An 18,000-nucleotide genomic window follows, 5' to 3' on the forward strand; every position below is an offset into this window, starting at 1 on the left:
AGTTCCTGCTCGCCGACCGGCGGGTCGTGCTCCTGTCGGGAGCCGAGCCGAACGAGACGTTCTTCCGCGCGTCCGAGGAGGAGCTCAACCAGGCGGAGGCCTACCCGTTCATGACACCGATCTTCGGCAAGGGAGTCGTGTTCGACGCTCCGCCGGAGCGGCGCGCGGAGATGCTCCACAACCAATCGCTCAAGGATCGATACATGCGCGGGCACGCGCAGAAGATCGCAACCGAGGTCGAGGCCATGGTGTCGGCTTGGGAGACCAAGGGCGACATCGACCTTCTCGATTTCTTCGCCGAGCTCACGATCTACACGTCGTCGTCTTGCCTGATCGGCAAGAAGTTCCGCGATCAGCTCGACCGCCGGTTCGCCGACCTCTACCACGACCTCGAGCGCGGAACCGACGCGCTGGCCTACGTCGATCCATACGCGCCGATCGAAAGCTTCCGGCGCCGCGACGCCGCGCGCGCCGGGCTCGTGGAGCTGGTCGAGGAGATCATGGCTGCGCGCAGAGCCGGCCCGCCGTCGACCGACGAGGATCGCGACCTGCTCGACGTGCTGATATCGGTGCCGGGCGACGGCGAAGCGCCGCGCTTCACCGCCGACGAGATCACCGGGATCTTCATCTCGATGATGTTCGCCGGTCACCACACCACGTCGGGAACCGCCGCGTGGACGCTGATCGAGCTGCTGAAGCACCCCGAAGAGATGAAGGCGATCGTAGGAGAATTGGACGAGCTCTACGCGGACAACCCCGAGGTCAGCTACCAGGCGCTACGCGAGATGCCGCGACTCGAGTCGGCGATCAAGGAAGCGCTGCGCCTGCACCCGCCGTTGATCTTGCTCCTGCGTGTGGCGAAGCAGCCGATGGAGGTCGGCGGCTTCCACATAGAGGCCGGGAAGCTGGTGGCATCCTCGCCGGCGATCTCCAACAGGATCGCCGATGACTTCCCCGAGCCCGAGTCGTTCGTTCCTTCCCGTTACCTGGAGCCGAGGCGCGAGGACCTGAGCAATCCGTGGACGTGGATCCCCTTCGGCGCCGGCAAGCACCGCTGCGTCGGCGCGGCATTCGCGGTCATGCAGCTGAAAGCGATCTTCTCGGTGCTGCTCCGCGGATGGGTCTTCGAGTTGGCGCAGCCGCCCGACACCTACCGCAACGACCACTCGAAGATGGTGGTGCAGCTGCAGCAGCCGTGCGCCGCTCGCTACCGGGTCCGGGAGGGACGAGCGTGAGGATCGTGGTCGATCTCGACCTCTGCCAAGGACACGGCGTCTGCGAGTCCGAGGCGCCCGAGGTGTTCTCGGTCGCGAAGAAGGGTCAGGTTACGGTGAGGGATCAGACGCCGCCGGAGGAGATGCGCGCCAAGGTGGAGATGGCCGTGAAGTTCTGCCCGACACACGCCCTGAAGATCGTGGAGGACCGATGACCGGCTATCCGCGGGAAGAGCTCGAAGAGATGGTGCAACGCTGGATCGACACGAACCGTCACTGTGAGCAGATCGGCGACTGGCGGCCGCTGGCAGACCTGTTCACCCAGGACGCGACCTACGGCTGGAACCTCGGCCCGAAGGGCGAGTTCATGGCCGTCGGCCGCGATCAGATCCGCGACGTCGCGCTTGGCATCGAGATGGGCGGGCTCGACGGCTGGACCTATCCGTACCAGGAGATCCTGATCGATGAGCGCAAGGCGCAGGTGATCGGGTTGTGGCAGCAGGTCGCCGACGCGAAGCGCGCCGACGGAAGCCCGTACATGGTCGCCGGGCTCGGCGGGAGCTGGTTCCGCTACGCCGGCAACCAGCAGTGGTCGTGGCAGCGCGACTTCTTCGACTTCGGCAACGCCGCGCATCTGTTCGTCGAGATGATCAAGGACGGCACGCTTTCGGAGGGGATGACGAAGCGCATGGAGCGCGTGGCGGCAGGCGACCTGAAATGCCATTACAAGATCGGCGAGGCGCCGGTCGGACTCTGGGAGGTGCCGTGACCCGATTCGACGGCAAGGTCGCGATCGTGACCGGCGCGGCCGGCGGCATCGGCGAGGCGTATGCCCGCGCGCTCGCAGCGGACGGCACGAACGTCGTGGTCGCGGACGTCGACGCCGAGCGGGGCGAGAAGGTCGCGAGCGACCTCGGCGGGTTGTTCGTCCGTACCGACGTCTCCGACGAGGCGTCGACGCAGGCACTCGCCGCAGCAACCATCGACCGGTTCGGCGGGATCGACTTCCTGATCAACAACGCGGCGATCTACGGCGGCATGAAGCTCAGCACGCTGCTCCTCATCGAGTGGGACTACTACCAGCGCTTCATGGGGGTGAACATGAACGGCGCGCTGCTCTGCGCACGCGCGTGCTGGAAGGCGATGGCCGAGCGCGGCGGAGGCGCGATCGTCAACCAATCCTCCACCGCGGCGTGGCTCTACGGCGGCTACTACGGGCTCGCGAAGGTCGGGATCAACGGCCTCACGCAGCAGCTCGCGACCGAGCTCGGGCACGCCAACATCCGGGTCAACGCGATCGCGCCGGGCCCGATCGACACCGAGGCCACGCGCTCGATGCCGGCAGGGATCATCGACGACATGGTGAGCAGGCTTCCGCTCAAGCGGCAAGGGACGCCGGCCGATCTGGTCGGCCTCTGTCTGTTCCTGCTCTCCGACGAGGCGTCCTGGATCACCGGTCAGATCTTCAACGTCGACGGCGGCCAGATCATCCGCTCATGAGCGCCGTCGGATTCATCGGCCTCGGCCAGATCGGCGGCCCGATGGCCGCGCACCTGGTCGACAACCCGGGCGGTCTGGTGGTGTGCGACGTCAGGCCCGAGGCGACCGCATCCTTCGCGGAGAAGGGCGCGAAGGTCGCGGCCGACCCGGCCGAGGTCGCGAAGAGCGTCGACGTGATCTCGGTGATGGTCCGCGACGACGATCAGGTCCGCGAGGTGGTCGGGGGGATCCTGACGACCGCGCGCGCCGGGACGATCGTCGCCCTGCACTCGACGATCCGGGCCGGCACAGCCGAGCACCTGGCCGAGCTGGCGGCCCGCACACGCGTGACCGTCGTGGACGCGCCCGTCGCCGGCGGGTTCATCGGCGCCGCCGGGGCGAGCCTCGCCGTCATGATCGGCGGCCCTGCAGAGGCGGTCGAACGGTGCCGCGAGCCGTTCGGTCGCTGGGCGAGCCTGATCGTCCACGTCGGCCCGGTCGGCGCAGGAACCCGCGCCAAGCTTGCCCGCAACCTGCTCCAATTCGCGGCGTACGGCGCGGCCTCGGAAGCGCAACGGCTCGCCGAAGCGGCCGGGATCGACCTGCTCGCGTTGGCAAACGTGGTCCGGCATTCGGACCGCGTCACCGGCGGGCCCGGCGCGATCATGCTCCGCTCGACGACCGCGCCGCTCGCGGGGGACGACCCCCTGTTCGCGATCCTGTCCCACACCCGCGACCTCGGCGAGAAGGACCTGGCGCTGGCGCTCGAGCTCGGGCGCGAGCTCGGCGTCGACCTCCCCTTCACCGCGCTGGCGCTCGAGCGGTTCGCGAAGGGCCTCGGGCTCGAGCCGGGGAGCGTGCCGTGAGCTTCGAGAAGCTGACCCGCACGCAGCTGGCGGAGCTCGCGCGCGAGTACCTGCTGGCGGGACATCTGATCGACCGCGCCGGCATGCCCTACGTCATCGCCGAGTTCGGCCGCGACGCGATGCGCGACATCGCCATCGACGAGTGGATGGCGGCGAGCCCCGTGTACACGCGACGGATGAGGCGTGCGCTCGGCTTCGAGGGCGACGACGTGGCCACGATCTTCAAGGGGATGCAGTTCGACATCGGTGCGCCGCACCAGTTCATGGACTTCCGCTTCACGGTGCACGACCGGGACCACGGCGAGTTCTCGCTCGCCTCGTGCGGCGCGCTGATGGACGTCGAGCCCCTCGGGCCCGAGTTCGTGGTGACCATGTGTCACCACATCGAGGATCCGACGTTCGACGCGACGGCCTCGGCGACCAACCCGCGGGCGCGGATGCGGCCCGTCCATCGGCCGCCGCGGATCCCCGCCGATCGCCTCCCCCACTGCAACTGGACGGTAGAGATCGACCCCGCAGCCGAGTCGCTGTCCGAACCCGAGGGCGCGCGCTGGCTCGCGACCTCGAAGGCCGCGGCCATCGAGCTCGTCACCCCCGAGCATGCGTCAGAACCCGGCGGCTTCACCGACTACGCCCGCGAGATGGATCCGGATCTGAAGCTCGACGAGTTCTCGCAACCGACGCTCGTGCGGATCCTCGACGAGCTCGCGCTGCAAGGGCAGCTCTTGGCGCGCTCGTATATGCGCGCGGTCGAGCAGCGCTTCGGGAATGAGTCGGCGCTCCGGCTGGGCGCGCACCAGGCGACCGGGATCGCCGGGCTGGCAGCGAAGCGTCTGGCACGAGTGCTCGGCACGACCGGCGGCCCGCAGGACGTGGCGCGCGTCCTTGATCTCCATCCGATGTTCCACCCACGCGCCTATGTCGATCTTCGCGTGGAGACCGGCGAGGAGCCGACGCTGACCCTCCGGCCGTGCCCGGCGCTCGACGAGGGCGACGAGCTCACCTGGGCTGCCCTGCTCGCGCGCGGCGAGAGTGGCCCGCTCGAGGCGGCGGTACGAGCCGTGGATCGGCGAGCCGGCGTGAGCCGTACCGACGCACCGGCGGGCGCGGTCGCAGCGTGGAAGGTGCGGATCGATCCGAGCGCCGAGCCCCCGGACGAAGCGAAAGAGGTGCTGGTCGCATCGTTCAGCACCGGCGCGACCTTCAGGTTTGCTCCACCGAACGACTAAGGAAAGCCCCATTCGGCGTCATCTCCGCGAAACGGATCCGTCTCTAGCGGCCAAGCAGGTCATCGGCCCCGAGCCGCCGAAATGCGGGAGGTCTAGGGTGAGAGCCGAACCAGGGAAACCAGGGCTTTGAGACACGCGACGCGATCCCGCACGGCGGCGCTCGTAGCGCCGTTGCTTCTGGTCGTCGCCGCGTGCGGCGCGCGATTGACCGACGCGGAACGACTGGCGGGGATCCGGTCGCTCGGTCGTGGCGGCGTCGCCGTCGGACCGGCAGGACCGGGCGCGACCGTCGGCCCCGGCGCGACGACCGGTCCGGGCGCGACGACCGGTCCCGGTGCAACGACCGGCCCCGGTGCAACGACCGGTCCCGGTGCCGTGGTCCCTCCCGGCGGCAACGGCGGCGCCACGGACACCGGGGTCACCGCGAACTCGATCACGCTGGCCGTCGCGTCCGACATCTCCGGAGTGCAGCCCGGATTGTTCAAGTCGACGCACCAAGCGATGTCTGCTTGGGCGGCGATGGTGAACAGTCAGGGCGGCCTCTACGGGCGCTCCGTGAAGCTGATCCTCCAGGATACGCAGGCGCGGGACACCGAGAACCAGGCCGCCGTGCAGGACGCGTGCACGAAGGCGTTCGCGCTCGTCGGCTCGATGTCGGCGTTCGACGGCGGAGGCGCCAAAGCCGGCGAGCAGTGCGGGATACCCGACATCAGCGCGATCACCGTGAACGCAGCGCGCCAGCTCGCGAAAAACGTCTACCCCGCCTTCCCGCAGCGTCCCGACAAACTGGCGATCGGGACCGCGAACTACATCAAGTCGAAGTATCCCGAGGCCATCAAGCACGCCGCTATGCTCTACCTGAACGCCGGGGTTACGAAGGCGAACGCCCAGCAGCGCGCCAAGGCGTACACGAGCGTCGGTTTCCAGTTCAAGTTCTATGAGGTTCAGGTGCTCGAGGCGAACTACGGGCCGATCGTCCAGCGCATGCGCGACGACGGCATCCAGTACGTGAACATGGTCGCGAACTATCAGAGCATCCAGAAGCTCCTCCAGGCCATGGATCAGGCGGATTGGTTCCCGCAGGTCCGCGACTTCGACTCGGTGGCCTACAGCCAGAAATTCCTGACCGTCGGCGCGCCGGCCGAGGGCTCGCTGGTCTTCCTCACCACTGGGATCTACGAGGAAGTCTCGTCGAACCCCGAGATGCAGATCTACGCGCAGTGGCTCGATCGCGTGGCGCCGGGCGCGCTTCCCGACTTCTTCGGCTTCTACGCTTGGTCGGCAGGACGGCTGTTCGCGAAGGTCCACCAAGATGTCGGAGCCAAGATCACCCGGAAGTCGTTCCTCGCGGGCGTGAAGAACGTGCACTCCTGGGACGCCAACGGCCTGCACGTGGCGAACGATATCGGCGCGAAGTTGATCTCCCCGTGCTTCCTTTACCTGGAGATCAAGGGCGGGAAGTTCGTCCGGAAAGATCCTGCGAGCGGCTTCATCTGCAACATGGGCGGACTCGTCAACACGTAAGAGGTCGATCCGAACAATGTTCAAGGGCGGCCGATGGCCGCCCTTGCTTGCTTGTGTCGGGCCGGCGTCCCGGCCCTGCTCACATTTCGGATCTGTATTAGCTGCGCCGCTGAGGAGCTACGCCTTCGAGGAGGCTCATGACCTCGGATTCCCGGTAGCGGCGGTGGCCGCCCAGGGTCCGGATCGAAGAGAGCTTCCCGGCCTTCGCCCACCGCGTGACCGTCTTCGGGTCCACACGGAAGAGCGCAGCAACCTCGGCGGGGGTAAGCAGCGTCTCGCCCGACGACTGATCCCGCTTCATCCCTGTTCCTCCTTACCTTGGGGTCAAGCCTGTGCGTGGCCCCAGATGTCCCATTTCTTGCCTGCGACCCTGATTGTCGTCCCTGCTCCACCCGGTCGCTATAGTCTTTTCGGAGCATTTCCAGTGGTACTTGAGAGCGAACGATGAGTTAGTCCTTATGGGCCGAAGGGCCCTCTCACCCGGGTTTTCAAGCTCCTTCACCATAAACGACGAGCCGTACCTTTTGTCACGGGTGTTCCTTCCCGGCTTTCCCACAGCCGAACGTGAACCGGCGTTTCCCCAGGTCAGCGCGCTGGGAGTGCTCGCCTTAGTTCCAGCTTTCCCTCCGGCGAACGGTCGACCAACGCTCCACAGCCGCCATGTAGTAAGCCGTGGCGCGGTCTCCGTCGCCCTCGGAGAGCGCCCGGACGGCGGTCCAGATGTCGCGACAAGTCCGATCTTCCTCCAAGAGCTCGTCGGGGATCAGCCGCGCCACGTCCGCGTAATCGAGCGCGAGGAGACCGACGTCGTCGAAGTCCTCGAGCCAGCGACTGAGGCCGGCGAGCGGAGCGACCACCGAGGGATTCGGAAGGGTGTCGCGGACGATCTCGAGAGCCCGGGCGCAACGTCCGCGCGCAGCGCGGAGGATCGTCTCGTACCGCAAACCGAGCGAGCCGTCCGGGTGCCGGATCACTTGACGCTCAGCGTCGTCGAAGGCGGCGAACCAGTGGAGCGGGACTTCCCACGAACTCTCGAGGATGTGGTTGCGCCAGTCGGGATGCGCGCTCCGCAACGATTCGATCCCCTCGGCGGCGCGCTCGACCTCGTCCTCAGGCATGAAGGCCCGAACGACCTCGGCGGGGATCGACCTGCGGAATTCCAAGATCGACGCCAGCAGCCGCAGCTTGGTGCGATGAGGACAGACGAACACGACCCCGCGCCGCTCGACCAGGTCGCCGTGCTCGCGCTCGGCGACCAAGGTGGCGGTGGCGCCGTTGAGCCCATTCTCGCGATCGAGGAGGACGGTACGAGGGGGCGGTGCGCCGTCGCCGGCGGCGTAGCTCTCCCAGTACGCGCGCTCGTCGTTGTCGAACCCGCTGAGCGGCTCGAACACCTTGAGCGTCGCCGCAGGGACCATCGCAAGCCGGATTATAGACCCGGACACCGGCCGGACCGCGGAGAAAGTAGACTCGCGTCGTGCCTCCTCAGAAACGCAGACGCGCGTACTCGACCGGGGATTCCGAGATCGACGAGCGTATCCGCGCCCTCATCGCCGAGTACGGCGCCCGCGATCCCGACCTTGCGTTCGAGATCATCGCCACGGCGCTGCGCCTCTCCCGGGACGACGTCGGCCGCCTGGATCGAAAGATCGTGAACTCTGCGCTCAAGGAGATGCGCTACGCGTTCCGGGTTTTCGCGCCTTACCGGCACGAACGCAAGGTCACCATCTTCGGGTCGGCGCGCTCCGCCCCGACCGATCCTGAGTACGTGGCCGCTCGGGAGTTCGCCGAAGAGATCGTGTCCCGCGGTTGGATGGTCGTGACCGGGGCCGGGCCCGGCGTGATGGAAGGCGCTCAGGAAGGGGCCGGGAGTGAGCGGTCGTTCGGCGTCAACATCCGGCTGCCGTTCGAAGCCGCGCCGAACCCGTTCATCGCCGAGGACCCGAAGCTCATCAACTTCAAATACTTCTTCACGCGGAAGCTGATGTTCATCAAAGAGGCGGACGCGTTCGTGCTCTGTCCCGGCGGTTTCGGCACGCTGGACGAAACGTTCGAGCTGTTGACGCTGATCCAGACGGGGAAGAGCGACCTTCACCCGATCGTGCTGCTGGACCCGCCTGGTGGAAAGTTCTGGACGAAGTTCGACGCGTGGATCCACGACGAACTGATCGCTACCGGATTCGTCTCCCCCGAGGACGATCACCTCTACATGAAGACCGACGACATCAACGAGGCCGTCGCCGAGATCGAGCGCTTCTACCGCGTCTACCACTCACAACGGTTCGTGAACGGGCGGCTGGTGTTCCGGCTCAAGACGATGCCGGACGACGAAACGCTGAAGCGGCTCACCGAGGAGTTCGCCGACATCATCAGGCAGGGCACGATCGAACCCGTCGAGGCCTCGCCCGAGGAGATCAAAGACGACGACGCCGTCGATCTGCCGCGTATCGCTCTTTGGTTCGACCGGATGCGTTTCGGACGGTTGCGGATGCTCATCGATCGTCTGAATGAGCTGCCGGTACCGCCCGAGGCGGAGCTACCGGCCGGTAACGCTACCGCCCGGTAACGACCGGCCAGCCGTTTCTCAAGCGGGCGCCAACTTACTCCGAAGTAACGCTGCAAAAGCCCTTCACATCGTCGTGCAGGCGAGTATCGTTGACCGCTGGGAGACCCGGGGAGGCCACATGAAGATCGAAAAGATGAATCCCGACGCCGCTGCGATCTGGCTACAGATGGCCTTCTTTGCAGCGAATCCGGGGATCGAGGCGGAAGACGACTGGGGCATCGAGCTTCCCGTCGACGGCGCGTCCGGAGCGGCGCCCGACGACGAAGTGCTGATGTTGCGTACCGTCTCGTTCTGAGGTGTTGGAAGCCGCGGCCGCCCACAAGGGGCGGCCGTTCGCTTTGCGCGACGCCGGTAGACTGAGCAGCCGATGGGTGTTTTCGAGCTGTTCGCCGGCGAGTACGAGACCGTCAGCTACGCGCACGATGCTTCGTCCGGGCTTCGCTCGATCATCGCCGTGTACTCGACGGCGCTCGGCCCGGCGCTCGGCGGAACCCGCTTCTATCCCTTCTCGTCCGAGGAAGCGGCCCTACGCGACGTGCTGCGCCTGGCGAAGGCGATGGCGTACAAGGCGTCGGCGGCCGGGCTCGATCTCGGCGGCGGGAAGGCCGTCGTGATCGGCGACCCGCGTTCGGACAAGACCCCCGAGCTGCTGCGCGCGTACGGGAGAGCCGTGGAACGGCTCGGCGGGGCGTACGTCACGACCGCGGATGTCGGAACGACCTCCGCCGACATGGACGTGATCGCGGAGGCGACGCGCTTCGTCACCGGCACGACCTCGGGCTCGGGTGACCCGTCGCGCGTAACCGCGTACGGCGTGTGGCACGGCATGAAGGCGGTCGCCGAGGAGCTGTGGGGCGATCCGTCGCTCGCGGGGAAGCATGTCGCGGTGCAAGGGATCGGGAAGGTCGGCTCCGGCTTGGTTCGGCACCTCGCCGAGGACGGCGCGCAGCTGACGATCGCCGACGTCGACGCGGCGGCGGTCTCCGCGCTCGCGGCAGAAACCGGCGCGGACGTCGTTTCGCCCGACGAGATCCTCGCGGTGCCGTGCGACATCCTGGCCCCGTGCGCACTCGGCGCCGTCGTAAACGACGCATCGCTGCCGGCGCTGAAGACCCGCGCGATCGCCGGTGCCGCGAACAACCAGCTCGAGCGTCCCGAGCACGGCGAGGCACTCACCGAAGCCGGGATCCTCTACGCGCCCGACTACGTCATCAACGCGGGCGGTCTGATCAACGTCGAGGACGAGCTGCACGGCTACGACGAGCAGCGCGCGCTCGGTAAGGCCGCCGCGATCGCCGGCCGCCTGCACTCGGTCTTCGCCCGTGCGCGCTCGGAAGGCATCTCGACGGCCACCGCCGCCGATCGGATCGCCGGCGACCGCATCCGCGCGGCACGCGCATGCTGACGGTGGTCCGGCCTTTGGGCGGCGCGAATCCCTCCGGTACAGTGAGCCTCCGATGGAGCAAGAGTTGATCACCAAACGCGCGAAACAGGTGCTCAAGCAGTCGAGCATCAAAGAGGCCCCCGTCGACCTCGAGCGGGTGCTCGCCTACCTGCGCTTGCACCACGAGCGGCCCTGGCACCTCTCCACGGACGTCTGGGATGCACTGACACGGTCCGGTCGTGGCCGGACGCGGTTGAAGCGACAGGAGCGCGCCCCGACGGCCCGCGAGCGCTGGCGCCTCGCGCACGAGATCGGCCACCACGTGCTCCACGGCGGCGAGCCGATCCCGCGACAGGTCCAGTGGGAGAAGAACGAGCTCGAACACGAAGCCGACCAATTCGCGGCGGAGCTCCTGATGCCCGAGGGGCTCGTCGCGAAGGCGGTCAAGGACCTCAACGGCCAGATCGACATCGAGGAGACGGCGCGTACCTTCCGCGTCGGGCGCCAGGAGATGGAGAAACGTCTCCGCCAGCTCGGACTGTTGCGCGGCGAGGTTCTGGGCAGGATGTGAAAGAACAACTCCGTTGACGGGGTTCGCGACGGTCGGTGACCATGGGATGGGACCGCGGCGATCCCGCGGAACACGCGAGCCATGACGGCGGCGACCCCGCCGGAAGGAGGGAACCGATGGAGGGCCGCCGAGGGATCGTCGACCCCTCGTCCGTTCCCACCGAAACCATCCAGCTCCTCAAGCCCGACGGCACGCTCGTTCCCGATACCGGTTACGAGGCGGATCTGAAGAAGGACGATCTCCTCGAGATCTATCGCTACATGGCGCTCGCCCGGCGCGCCGACCTCGAGGGGACGAATCTCCAGCGCCAAGGAGAGCTCGGCGTCTACACGCCGCTCATCGGGCAAGAGGCGGCGCAGGTGGGAACCGGCTACGCGCTCGACGAGGGGGATTGGATCTTCCCCTCGTACCGCGAGATGGCGCTGGCGATGATGCGCAAGATCGATCCTGTCGACATCCTCCACTTGTTCCGAGGCACCTGGCACGGAGGGATGTGGGATCCCAAAGAGCACCGCTTCGCGATGTACTCCGTCCCCATCGCGACGCAGGCGCTCCACGCCGCCGGCTTCGCGATCGCCGCCAAGCTGGACGGCGCGAAAACGGTGGCGCTCGGATGCTTCGGCGACGGCGCCACATCGGAGGGAGACTTCCACGAGGCCATGAACTTCGCCGGCGTGTGGCAGGCGCCTGTGGTGTTCCTCTGCCAGAACAACCAGTACGCGATCTCGCTGCCGCTCTCGAAGCAGACCGCTGCGCCGACGATCGCCGTCAAGGCGATCGGCTACGGGTTCCCCGGCGTGCGCGTCGACGGGAACGATGTGCTGGCCTGCTATGTGGTGGCCCAGGAAGCGGTGCGCCGCGCGCGCGAGGGCAACGGCCCGACGCTGATCGAGGCGGTCACGTTCCGGATCGGGCCCCACTCGACCGCCGACGACCCGACGCGATACCGCACGCAGGACGAGATGGATCACTGGGGAGCGCTGGACCCTATCTCGAGATTCTCCAAATACCTCGAGCTTGAGGGGATCATCACCGACGAGTTCAAGCAGAAGGTGGACGACGAAGCCAAGGAGCTCGCGACCCACATCCGCGCCGAGATCGTCGGCGCAGGGCCTCGCCCCGCTCACGAGCTGTTCGAGTTCGTCTACAGCGAGCCCTCCGACATCCTTCGCCGCGAGGAGTGGCTCCTGTACGAAGAGCTCGCCGGCCGCGATGAAGAGGGAGACTAGATGCCGCAGGTGACGATGGCGGCCGCCCTCAATGAGGCGCTCCGCTACAGCATGCGCAACGACCCGCACGTCATCATCCTCGGCGAAGACGTCGGCAAGCTCGGGGGCGTGTTCCGGATCACCGACAAGCTGCAAGAGGAGTTCGGCGAGGAGCGCGTCCTCGACACGCCGCTCGCCGAGTCGGGGATCGTCGGCTCCGCGATCGGGATGGCGATGTACGGGCTGCGGCCGGTATGCGAGATGCAGTTCGACGGCTTCACCTACCCGGCGTTCGAACAGATCGTCTCGCACCTCGCGAAGTACGGCTTCCGGTCTCGCGGCCGGATGCGGCTCCCGATCGTGGTTCGCATCCCGTACGGCGGCGGGATCGGCGCGGTAGAGCATCACTCCGAGAGCCTCGAGGCGTACTTCACGCACACGGCGGGGCTCAAGGTCGTGACGCCGTCGACGCCGTCGGACGCGTTCTCGCTTCTCGTCCGGTCGATCGAGGATCCCGATCCGGTGATCTTCCTGGAGCCGAAGCGCCGCTACTGGATCCGCGAGGACGTCGATCTGAAGCCCAACGGCCTCCCGATCGGGAAGGCGGCGATCCGCAACGAAGGAACCGACGTGACGCTGATCACCTATGGGCCGTCGGTTCGCACCTGCCAGGAAGCGGTCGAGGAGGCGGCTGCCGACGGCGTGTCGATCGAGCTGATCGACCTGCGCACCCTGGTGCCCCTCGATCTCGACACGATCATGGCGAGCGTGCGCAAGACCGGGCGGGCCGTCGTGGTGCACGAGGCGCAGGTGACGGGCGGATTCGGCGGTGAGATCGCCGCGCGGATCATGGAAGATGACTTCCTGTCCCTTCAGGCGCCGGTGATCCGGGTTGGTGGCTTCGACATCCCCTACCCGCCGGCGAAGCTCGAGGACGTGCACCTGCCCGATCTCGACCGGGTTCTGGACGCCGTGGATAAGGTGCTGAACTACTAGGGTTCGGGGGCTCAAGCAGCTATGCGATAGCCCCCGATGGAGGATAGATGGCCGACGAGGTGCGCCAGTTCAAGCTTCCCGATCTCGGCGAAGGGTTGGAGGAAGCCGAGATCGTCTCCTGGCTCGTCAAGGAGGGCGAAGAGGTCGAGCTGAACCAGCCGCTCGTCGAAGTCGAGACCGAGAAAGCGCTGGTGCAGATCCCCTCGCCGTACGCGGGCGTCGTCGACAAGCTCCACGGCGATGTCGGCGAGCGCGTGAAGGTCGGCGCGCCGCTCGTGTCGTTCAAGACCTCCTCCGACGCCCCCGAGGCCGGGAAGCGCCGTGAGGTGCTCGTCGGCTACGGACCCGACGAAGGGGCTTCGCGTCGCCGCCGCCGTCGCAAGATCGGCCGCGCCGAACAAGGCGACGTCGAAGTCGAGCCGGAGCCCGAACCCCAGCCGGAACCCGAGCCTGAGCCGTCGCGGAGCGTGCCGGCCAAGGCGCTGGCGACCCCGCCGGTCCGCAAGCTCGCCAAGGAGCTGGGTGTCGACATCGACGGCGTCGGCGGATCGGGCAAGGATGGGCGAGTCACCCGCGAGGACGTCGTGGCCGCGTCCGAAGGCCGGGGTGCCGGGCAGCCCGCCGCGGTCGCCTCCGTGACGAAGCTCGAGCCGGTGCAGCGGCGAGGCTCGACGACGGAGGGTCCGCTCGAGGAGCGGATCCCGGTGCGCTCGATCCGGCGCACGATCGCCGAGCGCTTGGTCCGTTCCTACTCGGAGATCCCGCACGTCACCGAGTGGCTCCAGCTCGACGCGACCGAGTTGATGCGTCTGCGCGCCGACCTCACCGCCTCACCTGAGGCGGAGGGCGGAAAGATCTCGCCGCTGCCGGTTCTGATGAAGGCGCTCGTGGCGGCGCTGCGGAAGCACCCGCTGATCAACTCGTCCTGGGACGGCGAACGCAACGAGATCGTAGTGAAGCGCTTCTACCACATCGGGATCGCGACCGACACCGACCGCGGGCTGCTCGTCCCCGTCGTGCGCGACGCGGATCAGCTATCGGTGTTCGACACCGCGCGCGAGATCGCGCGCGTGGCCGGCGCGGCACGCGACGGAACGATCACCCCGGCGGAGCTGTCGGGCTCGACGATCACGATCACCAACGTCGGTTCGTTCGGGATGGAATCCGGAACGCCGATCATCAACTTCCCGGAGGCGGCGATCCTCGCGACGGGCGCGATCACGAAGCGACCGTGGGTAGTGGGCGATCAGATCGCGGTTCGGGACGTGATGACGCTGGCGCTTTCCTTCGATCACCGCATCATCGACGGGGCCGAGGCGGGTCGTTTCCTACGGTACCTCGGTGACCTGATCGAGAAGCCGGCCCGTCTGTTCGGCGTCCTGTAGCGCGGCGCCGTCGGGCCCCTCGTTTCCGTTGCGTCGCGGCAGTGCGACCGTGAACGTGGTCCCTTGCTCGAGCTTCGAGTCCGCCCAGACCCGGCCGCCGTGCGCGTTGACGAGGCTCCGAACGATATAGAGCCCGAGCCCCACGGAGTTCCGGGCCTTGTTGTTGCCCGGCGCCTGGCGGAACCGCTCGAAGATGAACGGCAGATCCTCCGGCTCGATGCCTTGACCCTCGTCGGCGATCTTGATGTGCACCTCGTTGCCCAGCTCCTCGACGCTGAAGCGGATCGTCGTGTCGGGCTTCGAGTACTTGATCGCGTTCTCGAGGAGGTTGGTGAGGATGTGCTCGATCGCGGTCGCGTCGCCGAAGAGGCCGAGGTCCTTGTCGGGGACCGTGAACTCCAGGTCGTGGCTCCGCGACATGCTGGAGAGCTCCCTCTCGAGCTCGCGGGCGATCGCCTTCATGTCCAGCGGTTCGCGACGCAGCTTCGGCGCGCCGGCCTCGAGACGGCTCGACTGCAGGAGCTCCTCGATGAGGCGGAGGATGCGCTCGCCCTGACGGGCCATGATCGAGAAGAACTCCTCCCGCTGCTCGGGCTTCAGCTCGGTCGCGCGCTTGCGGAGGATCTGCGCATAGCCGAGCAGCGACGTGAGCGGCGTCTTGAGCTCGTGGGTGACCGTGGCGACGAAGTCGGTCTTGAGCCGGTCGAGGTCGGCGAGCCGCGAGACGCTCTCGCGCTCGCGCTTGTAGGCCTGCGCGTTGGAGATCGCGACCGCGGCCTGCTCGGCGAAGAGCATCAGCAGCCGGAGGTCGTACTCGCCGAAGCGCCGGTCCCTGCCGGCGGACAGGATGAGCGTGCCGATCAGCTCGCCGTCGGCGACGAGCGGCGCGCACATGCTGGTCGAGAGGTCGCGGCCGGCGACCCACGGGAAGCGCGCTACCTCCTCGGGCCCGGCGGCGAGCGTCGCGAGACGCGTGCGCGCGACGGTGCCGGGCAGGTCCTCGCCGATGGCGAACTCACCGGCCATCCCTTCGGGGATCGCCGATGCGATCGTCTGGACGCCGCGCTCGCGATCGACGAGGAGCACCGCGCCCTCGGTCGCGCTGAGCAGACGCGAAGACTGGCGCAGGATGATCTCGAGGACCTGTTCCATCTCGAGCGATGAGTTCAGTGCGACGAGCACCTGCTGCAGCGCCGAGACGTCGCGCAACCGGTCCTCGAGGGCGAGCGAGCGGGCGCGTGCGTCGATGAGCGCGTGCGTGACCTGCTTGAAGCGGCGCTCGCGATCGATCACGTGGAGCACGAACGCGAGCGACAAGGCGAGGAAGATGAAGCGGATCGCACCGAAGTCGAGCACCTGGGCGATCGACTGCGGGAGGCTCTCGCGCCAGTACGAGACGATGACGGTTGCGGTGGACAGCCCGAAGAGAAGGATGAACGTGACGGACCAGAGATGCGCGCGTCCGCGCTCGACATCTTCCAGCGAGTTGAGCCGCTCGTCGGGGAGGACGGCGCGCAGGTGGGATGAACGCGTGCGCGCGTCGGCTTCGGTTACAAGACCCGGCGCTCCCCCCGCCGTTTCTGGCCCGGCGCCGCTCTCACGTGGAGCGCTCCTCACGTACGACCCCTCCGTTGCCCCGATGGATCGAACCGATGAGATGCGCCCCGATGCCTCGCTCCCCAAGCGATCTCACGGCAGTCGCGGCGTCCCTCTCGGTTACTACCATCGTCATACCGAGGCCGAGATTGAAGGCTTCCCGCATCTCTCGTTCGGGTATCCGTCCCGTTTCGGCCAGGTATGGGAAGATCGCGGGCACCGGCCAGGCGGCAGGGTCGATCGTCGCCTCGAGACCCTCGGGAAGAACGCGAGCAAGGTTCCCTTCGATCCCTCCCCCCGTTATGTGCGCGGCTGCGTGCACTTCGAGCCCGTCCTCGCGCTCGAGGGCGAGCATCGCCGGGGCGTACACCCGGGTCGGGGTGAGGAGTTCTTCTCCGAGCGTGTAACCGCCGAGTTCGGGGATCCCCTCGTCGAGCGGCAGGTCGTGCTCGAGGATGAGACGGCGCACAAGTGAGAAGCCGTTCGAATGGAGGCCGCTCGACGCGAGACCGATGACGACGTCGCCTTCTCGCACGCGCTCGGGGCCCCACATCGCGCCGCGACCGGCGACGCCTACCCCGAACGCGGCGAGGTCGTAGAGGTCTGGTTCCATCACGCCGGGATGCTCGGCCGTCTCACCGCCGAGCAACGCACAGCCGGCTTCGCGACATCCCTTCGCGATCCCGGAGACGATCCGCTCGATGCGCTCGGGAACGAGCTTCCCGCATGCGATGTAGTCGAGCAGGAACAGCGGCTCGGCGCCGTGACAGACCAGATCGTCGACGACCATCGCGACCAGATCGATACCGACCGTGTCGTGGCGGTCGAGCGTTTGCGCGATCAGGAGCTTGGTGCCGACCCCGTCGGCCGCGCTGAGCAACACCGGATCCTCGATGCCGGTGAAGCGCGCGGAGAACGCTCCGGCGAAGCCGCCGATGTCGCCGAGCACCTCGGCGCGATGCGTCGACGAAACGTGGCCGCGCATGAGCTCGACGGCGCGGTCGCCCGCCTCGATGTCGACTCCGGAGGATCGGTAGGAGGACGGCGTCACGGCGCGACTCCTCGCACCCGTTCAGATGTGCTCTTCGAGCACGAACTTCTGCTGATCGGCGTCCTCGGGGATCGGAACGGGGTAGATGCCGTCGAAGCACGCTCGGCAGAACTTGTCGGCGGAGTTGCCGGTGGCCCGTACCAGACCGGCGAGCGAAAGATAGGCGAGCGAATCGGCGCCGATGTAGGAGCGGATCTCATCGACGGCGAGGTCGGTGGCGACGAGCTCGGCCTTGGTGGCCATGTCGATGCCGTAGAAGCACGGCCAGCGGATCGGCGGGCTCGTGATCCGCAGATGGACCTCACGCGCGCCGGCTTCGCGGAGCATGCGAACGATCTGCTGCGTCGTGTTCCCGCGCACGATCGAGTCGTCGACGACGACGAGCCGCTTGTCCTTGATCGCCGACGGCAGCGGGTTGAGCTTGAGCTTGATGCCGAGCTGGCGGATCGTCTGCGTCGGCTGGATGAAGGTGCGTCCGACGTAACGGTTCTTCACGATGCCCTCGCCGTACGGGATGCCGCTCGCCTCGGCGAAGCCGGCCGCGGCGACCGGCCCGGTATCGGGGACGCCGATCACCAGATCCGCGCCGGCGGGGGATTCCACGGCGAGCAGCCGGCCGAGCTCGCGGCGAACCTCGTGGACGCTGCGGTCGTACATCAGGCTGTCGGGCCGCGCGAGGTAGACGTATTCGAAGATGCAGAGCTTGGACTGTGGCTTCGCGTACACGCGGCTGCGGAGCCCGCGCTCGTCGATGGCGACGATCTCGCCGGGCTCGACGTCGCGGACGTACGAAGCGCCGACGATGTCCAGCGCGCAGGTCTCGCTGGTGATCACCCAGCCGCCCGACGGGAGCCGCCCGATCACCAGCGGCCGGACGCCGTAGGGGTCGCGGACGCCGTAGACGGTCTTCTCGTCCATGATCACGAACGAG

General features: G+C 67.5%; 19 protein-coding genes. 14 read left to right on the top strand and 5 right to left on the bottom strand.

The window, feature by feature from the left end; genetic code table 11:
- The 7 genes from WEB06_18055 to WEB06_18085 all read left to right on the top strand — a co-directional run.
- Positions 1-1,235 (top strand): cytochrome P450 (locus WEB06_18055; protein MEX2557520.1); only part of this gene is annotated, 1,235 nt, incomplete at its 5' end.
- Positions 1,232-1,429 (top strand): ferredoxin, encoded by a 198-nt coding sequence (locus WEB06_18060; GenBank protein ID MEX2557521.1) that lies wholly within the window; start codon positions 1,232-1,234, stop codon positions 1,427-1,429. The genes WEB06_18055 and WEB06_18060, both read left to right, overlap by 4 nt.
- Complete coding sequence (locus tag WEB06_18065) at positions 1,426-1,983, top strand: nuclear transport factor 2 family protein (GenBank protein MEX2557522.1); 558 nt, start codon at positions 1,426-1,428, stop codon at positions 1,981-1,983. Before WEB06_18060 ends, WEB06_18065 begins: the two co-directional genes overlap by 4 nt.
- Positions 1,980-2,714: an SDR family oxidoreductase gene (locus WEB06_18070; protein MEX2557523.1), complete on the top strand. Its 735-nt coding sequence runs from the start codon at positions 1,980-1,982 to the stop codon at positions 2,712-2,714. The genes WEB06_18065 and WEB06_18070 overlap by 4 nt, the downstream gene beginning before the upstream one ends.
- A complete protein-coding gene (locus WEB06_18075) occupies positions 2,711-3,559 on the top strand; it encodes an NAD(P)-dependent oxidoreductase (GenBank protein ID MEX2557524.1) in 849 nt (282 codons plus the stop codon). The genes WEB06_18070 and WEB06_18075 overlap by 4 nt, the downstream gene beginning before the upstream one ends.
- Positions 3,556-4,788 (top strand): hypothetical protein, encoded by a 1,233-nt coding sequence (locus tag WEB06_18080; protein ID MEX2557525.1) that lies wholly within the window; start codon positions 3,556-3,558, stop codon positions 4,786-4,788. Before WEB06_18075 ends, WEB06_18080 begins: the two co-directional genes overlap by 4 nt.
- Positions 4,789-4,914: 126 nt before the next feature.
- Positions 4,915-6,312: an ABC transporter substrate-binding protein gene (locus WEB06_18085; GenBank protein MEX2557526.1), complete on the top strand. Its 1,398-nt coding sequence runs from the start codon at positions 4,915-4,917 to the stop codon at positions 6,310-6,312.
- Between the two features lie 97 nt (positions 6,313-6,409).
- Here WEB06_18085 and WEB06_18090 read toward each other — a convergent pair whose 3' ends face one another.
- Together WEB06_18090 and WEB06_18095 are read right to left on the bottom strand one after the other, a co-directional pair.
- On the bottom strand, positions 6,410-6,613 hold the full coding sequence (locus WEB06_18090; GenBank protein MEX2557527.1) for a BldC family transcriptional regulator: 204 nt from the start codon (positions 6,611-6,613) through the stop codon (positions 6,410-6,412).
- A gap of 307 nt (positions 6,614-6,920) precedes the next feature.
- Entirely contained in the window at positions 6,921-7,730 is an 810-nt protein-coding gene (locus WEB06_18095) for a hypothetical protein (GenBank protein MEX2557528.1), read from the bottom strand.
- A 59-nt stretch (positions 7,731-7,789) separates the two neighbouring features.
- Between WEB06_18095 and WEB06_18100 the strand changes: the two genes are divergently transcribed.
- The 7 genes from WEB06_18100 to WEB06_18130 all read left to right on the top strand — a co-directional run bounded on the left by WEB06_18100 (position 7,790) and on the right by WEB06_18130 (position 14,422).
- Positions 7,790-8,878 carry a TIGR00730 family Rossman fold protein gene (locus WEB06_18100; GenBank protein ID MEX2557529.1) on the top strand — a complete coding sequence of 363 codons (1,089 nt, stop codon included), beginning with the start codon at positions 7,790-7,792 and terminating at the stop codon, positions 8,876-8,878.
- 118 nt (positions 8,879-8,996) lie between these two features.
- Positions 8,997-9,173, top strand: coding sequence for a hypothetical protein (locus WEB06_18105; GenBank protein ID MEX2557530.1), 177 nt, complete (start codon positions 8,997-8,999; stop codon positions 9,171-9,173).
- Positions 9,174-9,245: 72 nt separating this feature from the next.
- On the top strand, positions 9,246-10,283 hold the full coding sequence (locus WEB06_18110) for a Glu/Leu/Phe/Val dehydrogenase (GenBank protein MEX2557531.1): 1,038 nt from the start codon (positions 9,246-9,248) through the stop codon (positions 10,281-10,283).
- Positions 10,284-10,335: 52 nt separating this feature from the next.
- On the top strand, positions 10,336-10,833 hold the full coding sequence (locus tag WEB06_18115) for an ImmA/IrrE family metallo-endopeptidase (protein ID MEX2557532.1): 498 nt from the start codon (positions 10,336-10,338) through the stop codon (positions 10,831-10,833).
- 116 nt (positions 10,834-10,949) lie between these two features.
- Positions 10,950-12,062 (top strand): pyruvate dehydrogenase (acetyl-transferring) E1 component subunit alpha, encoded by a 1,113-nt coding sequence (gene pdhA, locus WEB06_18120; GenBank protein MEX2557533.1) that lies wholly within the window; start codon positions 10,950-10,952, stop codon positions 12,060-12,062.
- Positions 12,063-13,037 (top strand): alpha-ketoacid dehydrogenase subunit beta, encoded by a 975-nt coding sequence (locus WEB06_18125; GenBank protein MEX2557534.1) that lies wholly within the window; start codon positions 12,063-12,065, stop codon positions 13,035-13,037.
- A gap of 47 nt (positions 13,038-13,084) precedes the next feature.
- Positions 13,085-14,422 (top strand): dihydrolipoamide acetyltransferase family protein, encoded by a 1,338-nt coding sequence (locus WEB06_18130; protein ID MEX2557535.1) that lies wholly within the window; start codon positions 13,085-13,087, stop codon positions 14,420-14,422.
- Here WEB06_18130 and WEB06_18135 read toward each other — a convergent pair.
- From WEB06_18135 to WEB06_18145, 3 genes are all read right to left on the bottom strand, one after another.
- Complete coding sequence (locus tag WEB06_18135) at positions 14,366-16,039, bottom strand: ATP-binding protein (protein ID MEX2557536.1); 1,674 nt, start codon at positions 16,037-16,039, stop codon at positions 14,366-14,368. The genes WEB06_18130 and WEB06_18135 overlap by 57 nt on opposite strands.
- Complete coding sequence (gene purM, locus WEB06_18140; protein ID MEX2557537.1) at positions 16,020-17,069, bottom strand: phosphoribosylformylglycinamidine cyclo-ligase; 1,050 nt, start codon at positions 17,067-17,069, stop codon at positions 16,020-16,022. Before purM ends, WEB06_18135 begins: the two co-directional genes overlap by 20 nt.
- A 21-nt stretch (positions 17,070-17,090) precedes the next feature.
- On the bottom strand, positions 17,091-18,000 hold a 910-nt coding region (locus WEB06_18145; GenBank protein ID MEX2557538.1), incomplete at its 5' end, for an amidophosphoribosyltransferase.

This window comes from Actinomycetota bacterium (genome assembly GCA_040905475.1).
Taxonomy (GTDB): Bacteria; Actinomycetota; AC-67; order AC-67; family AC-67; genus DATFGK01.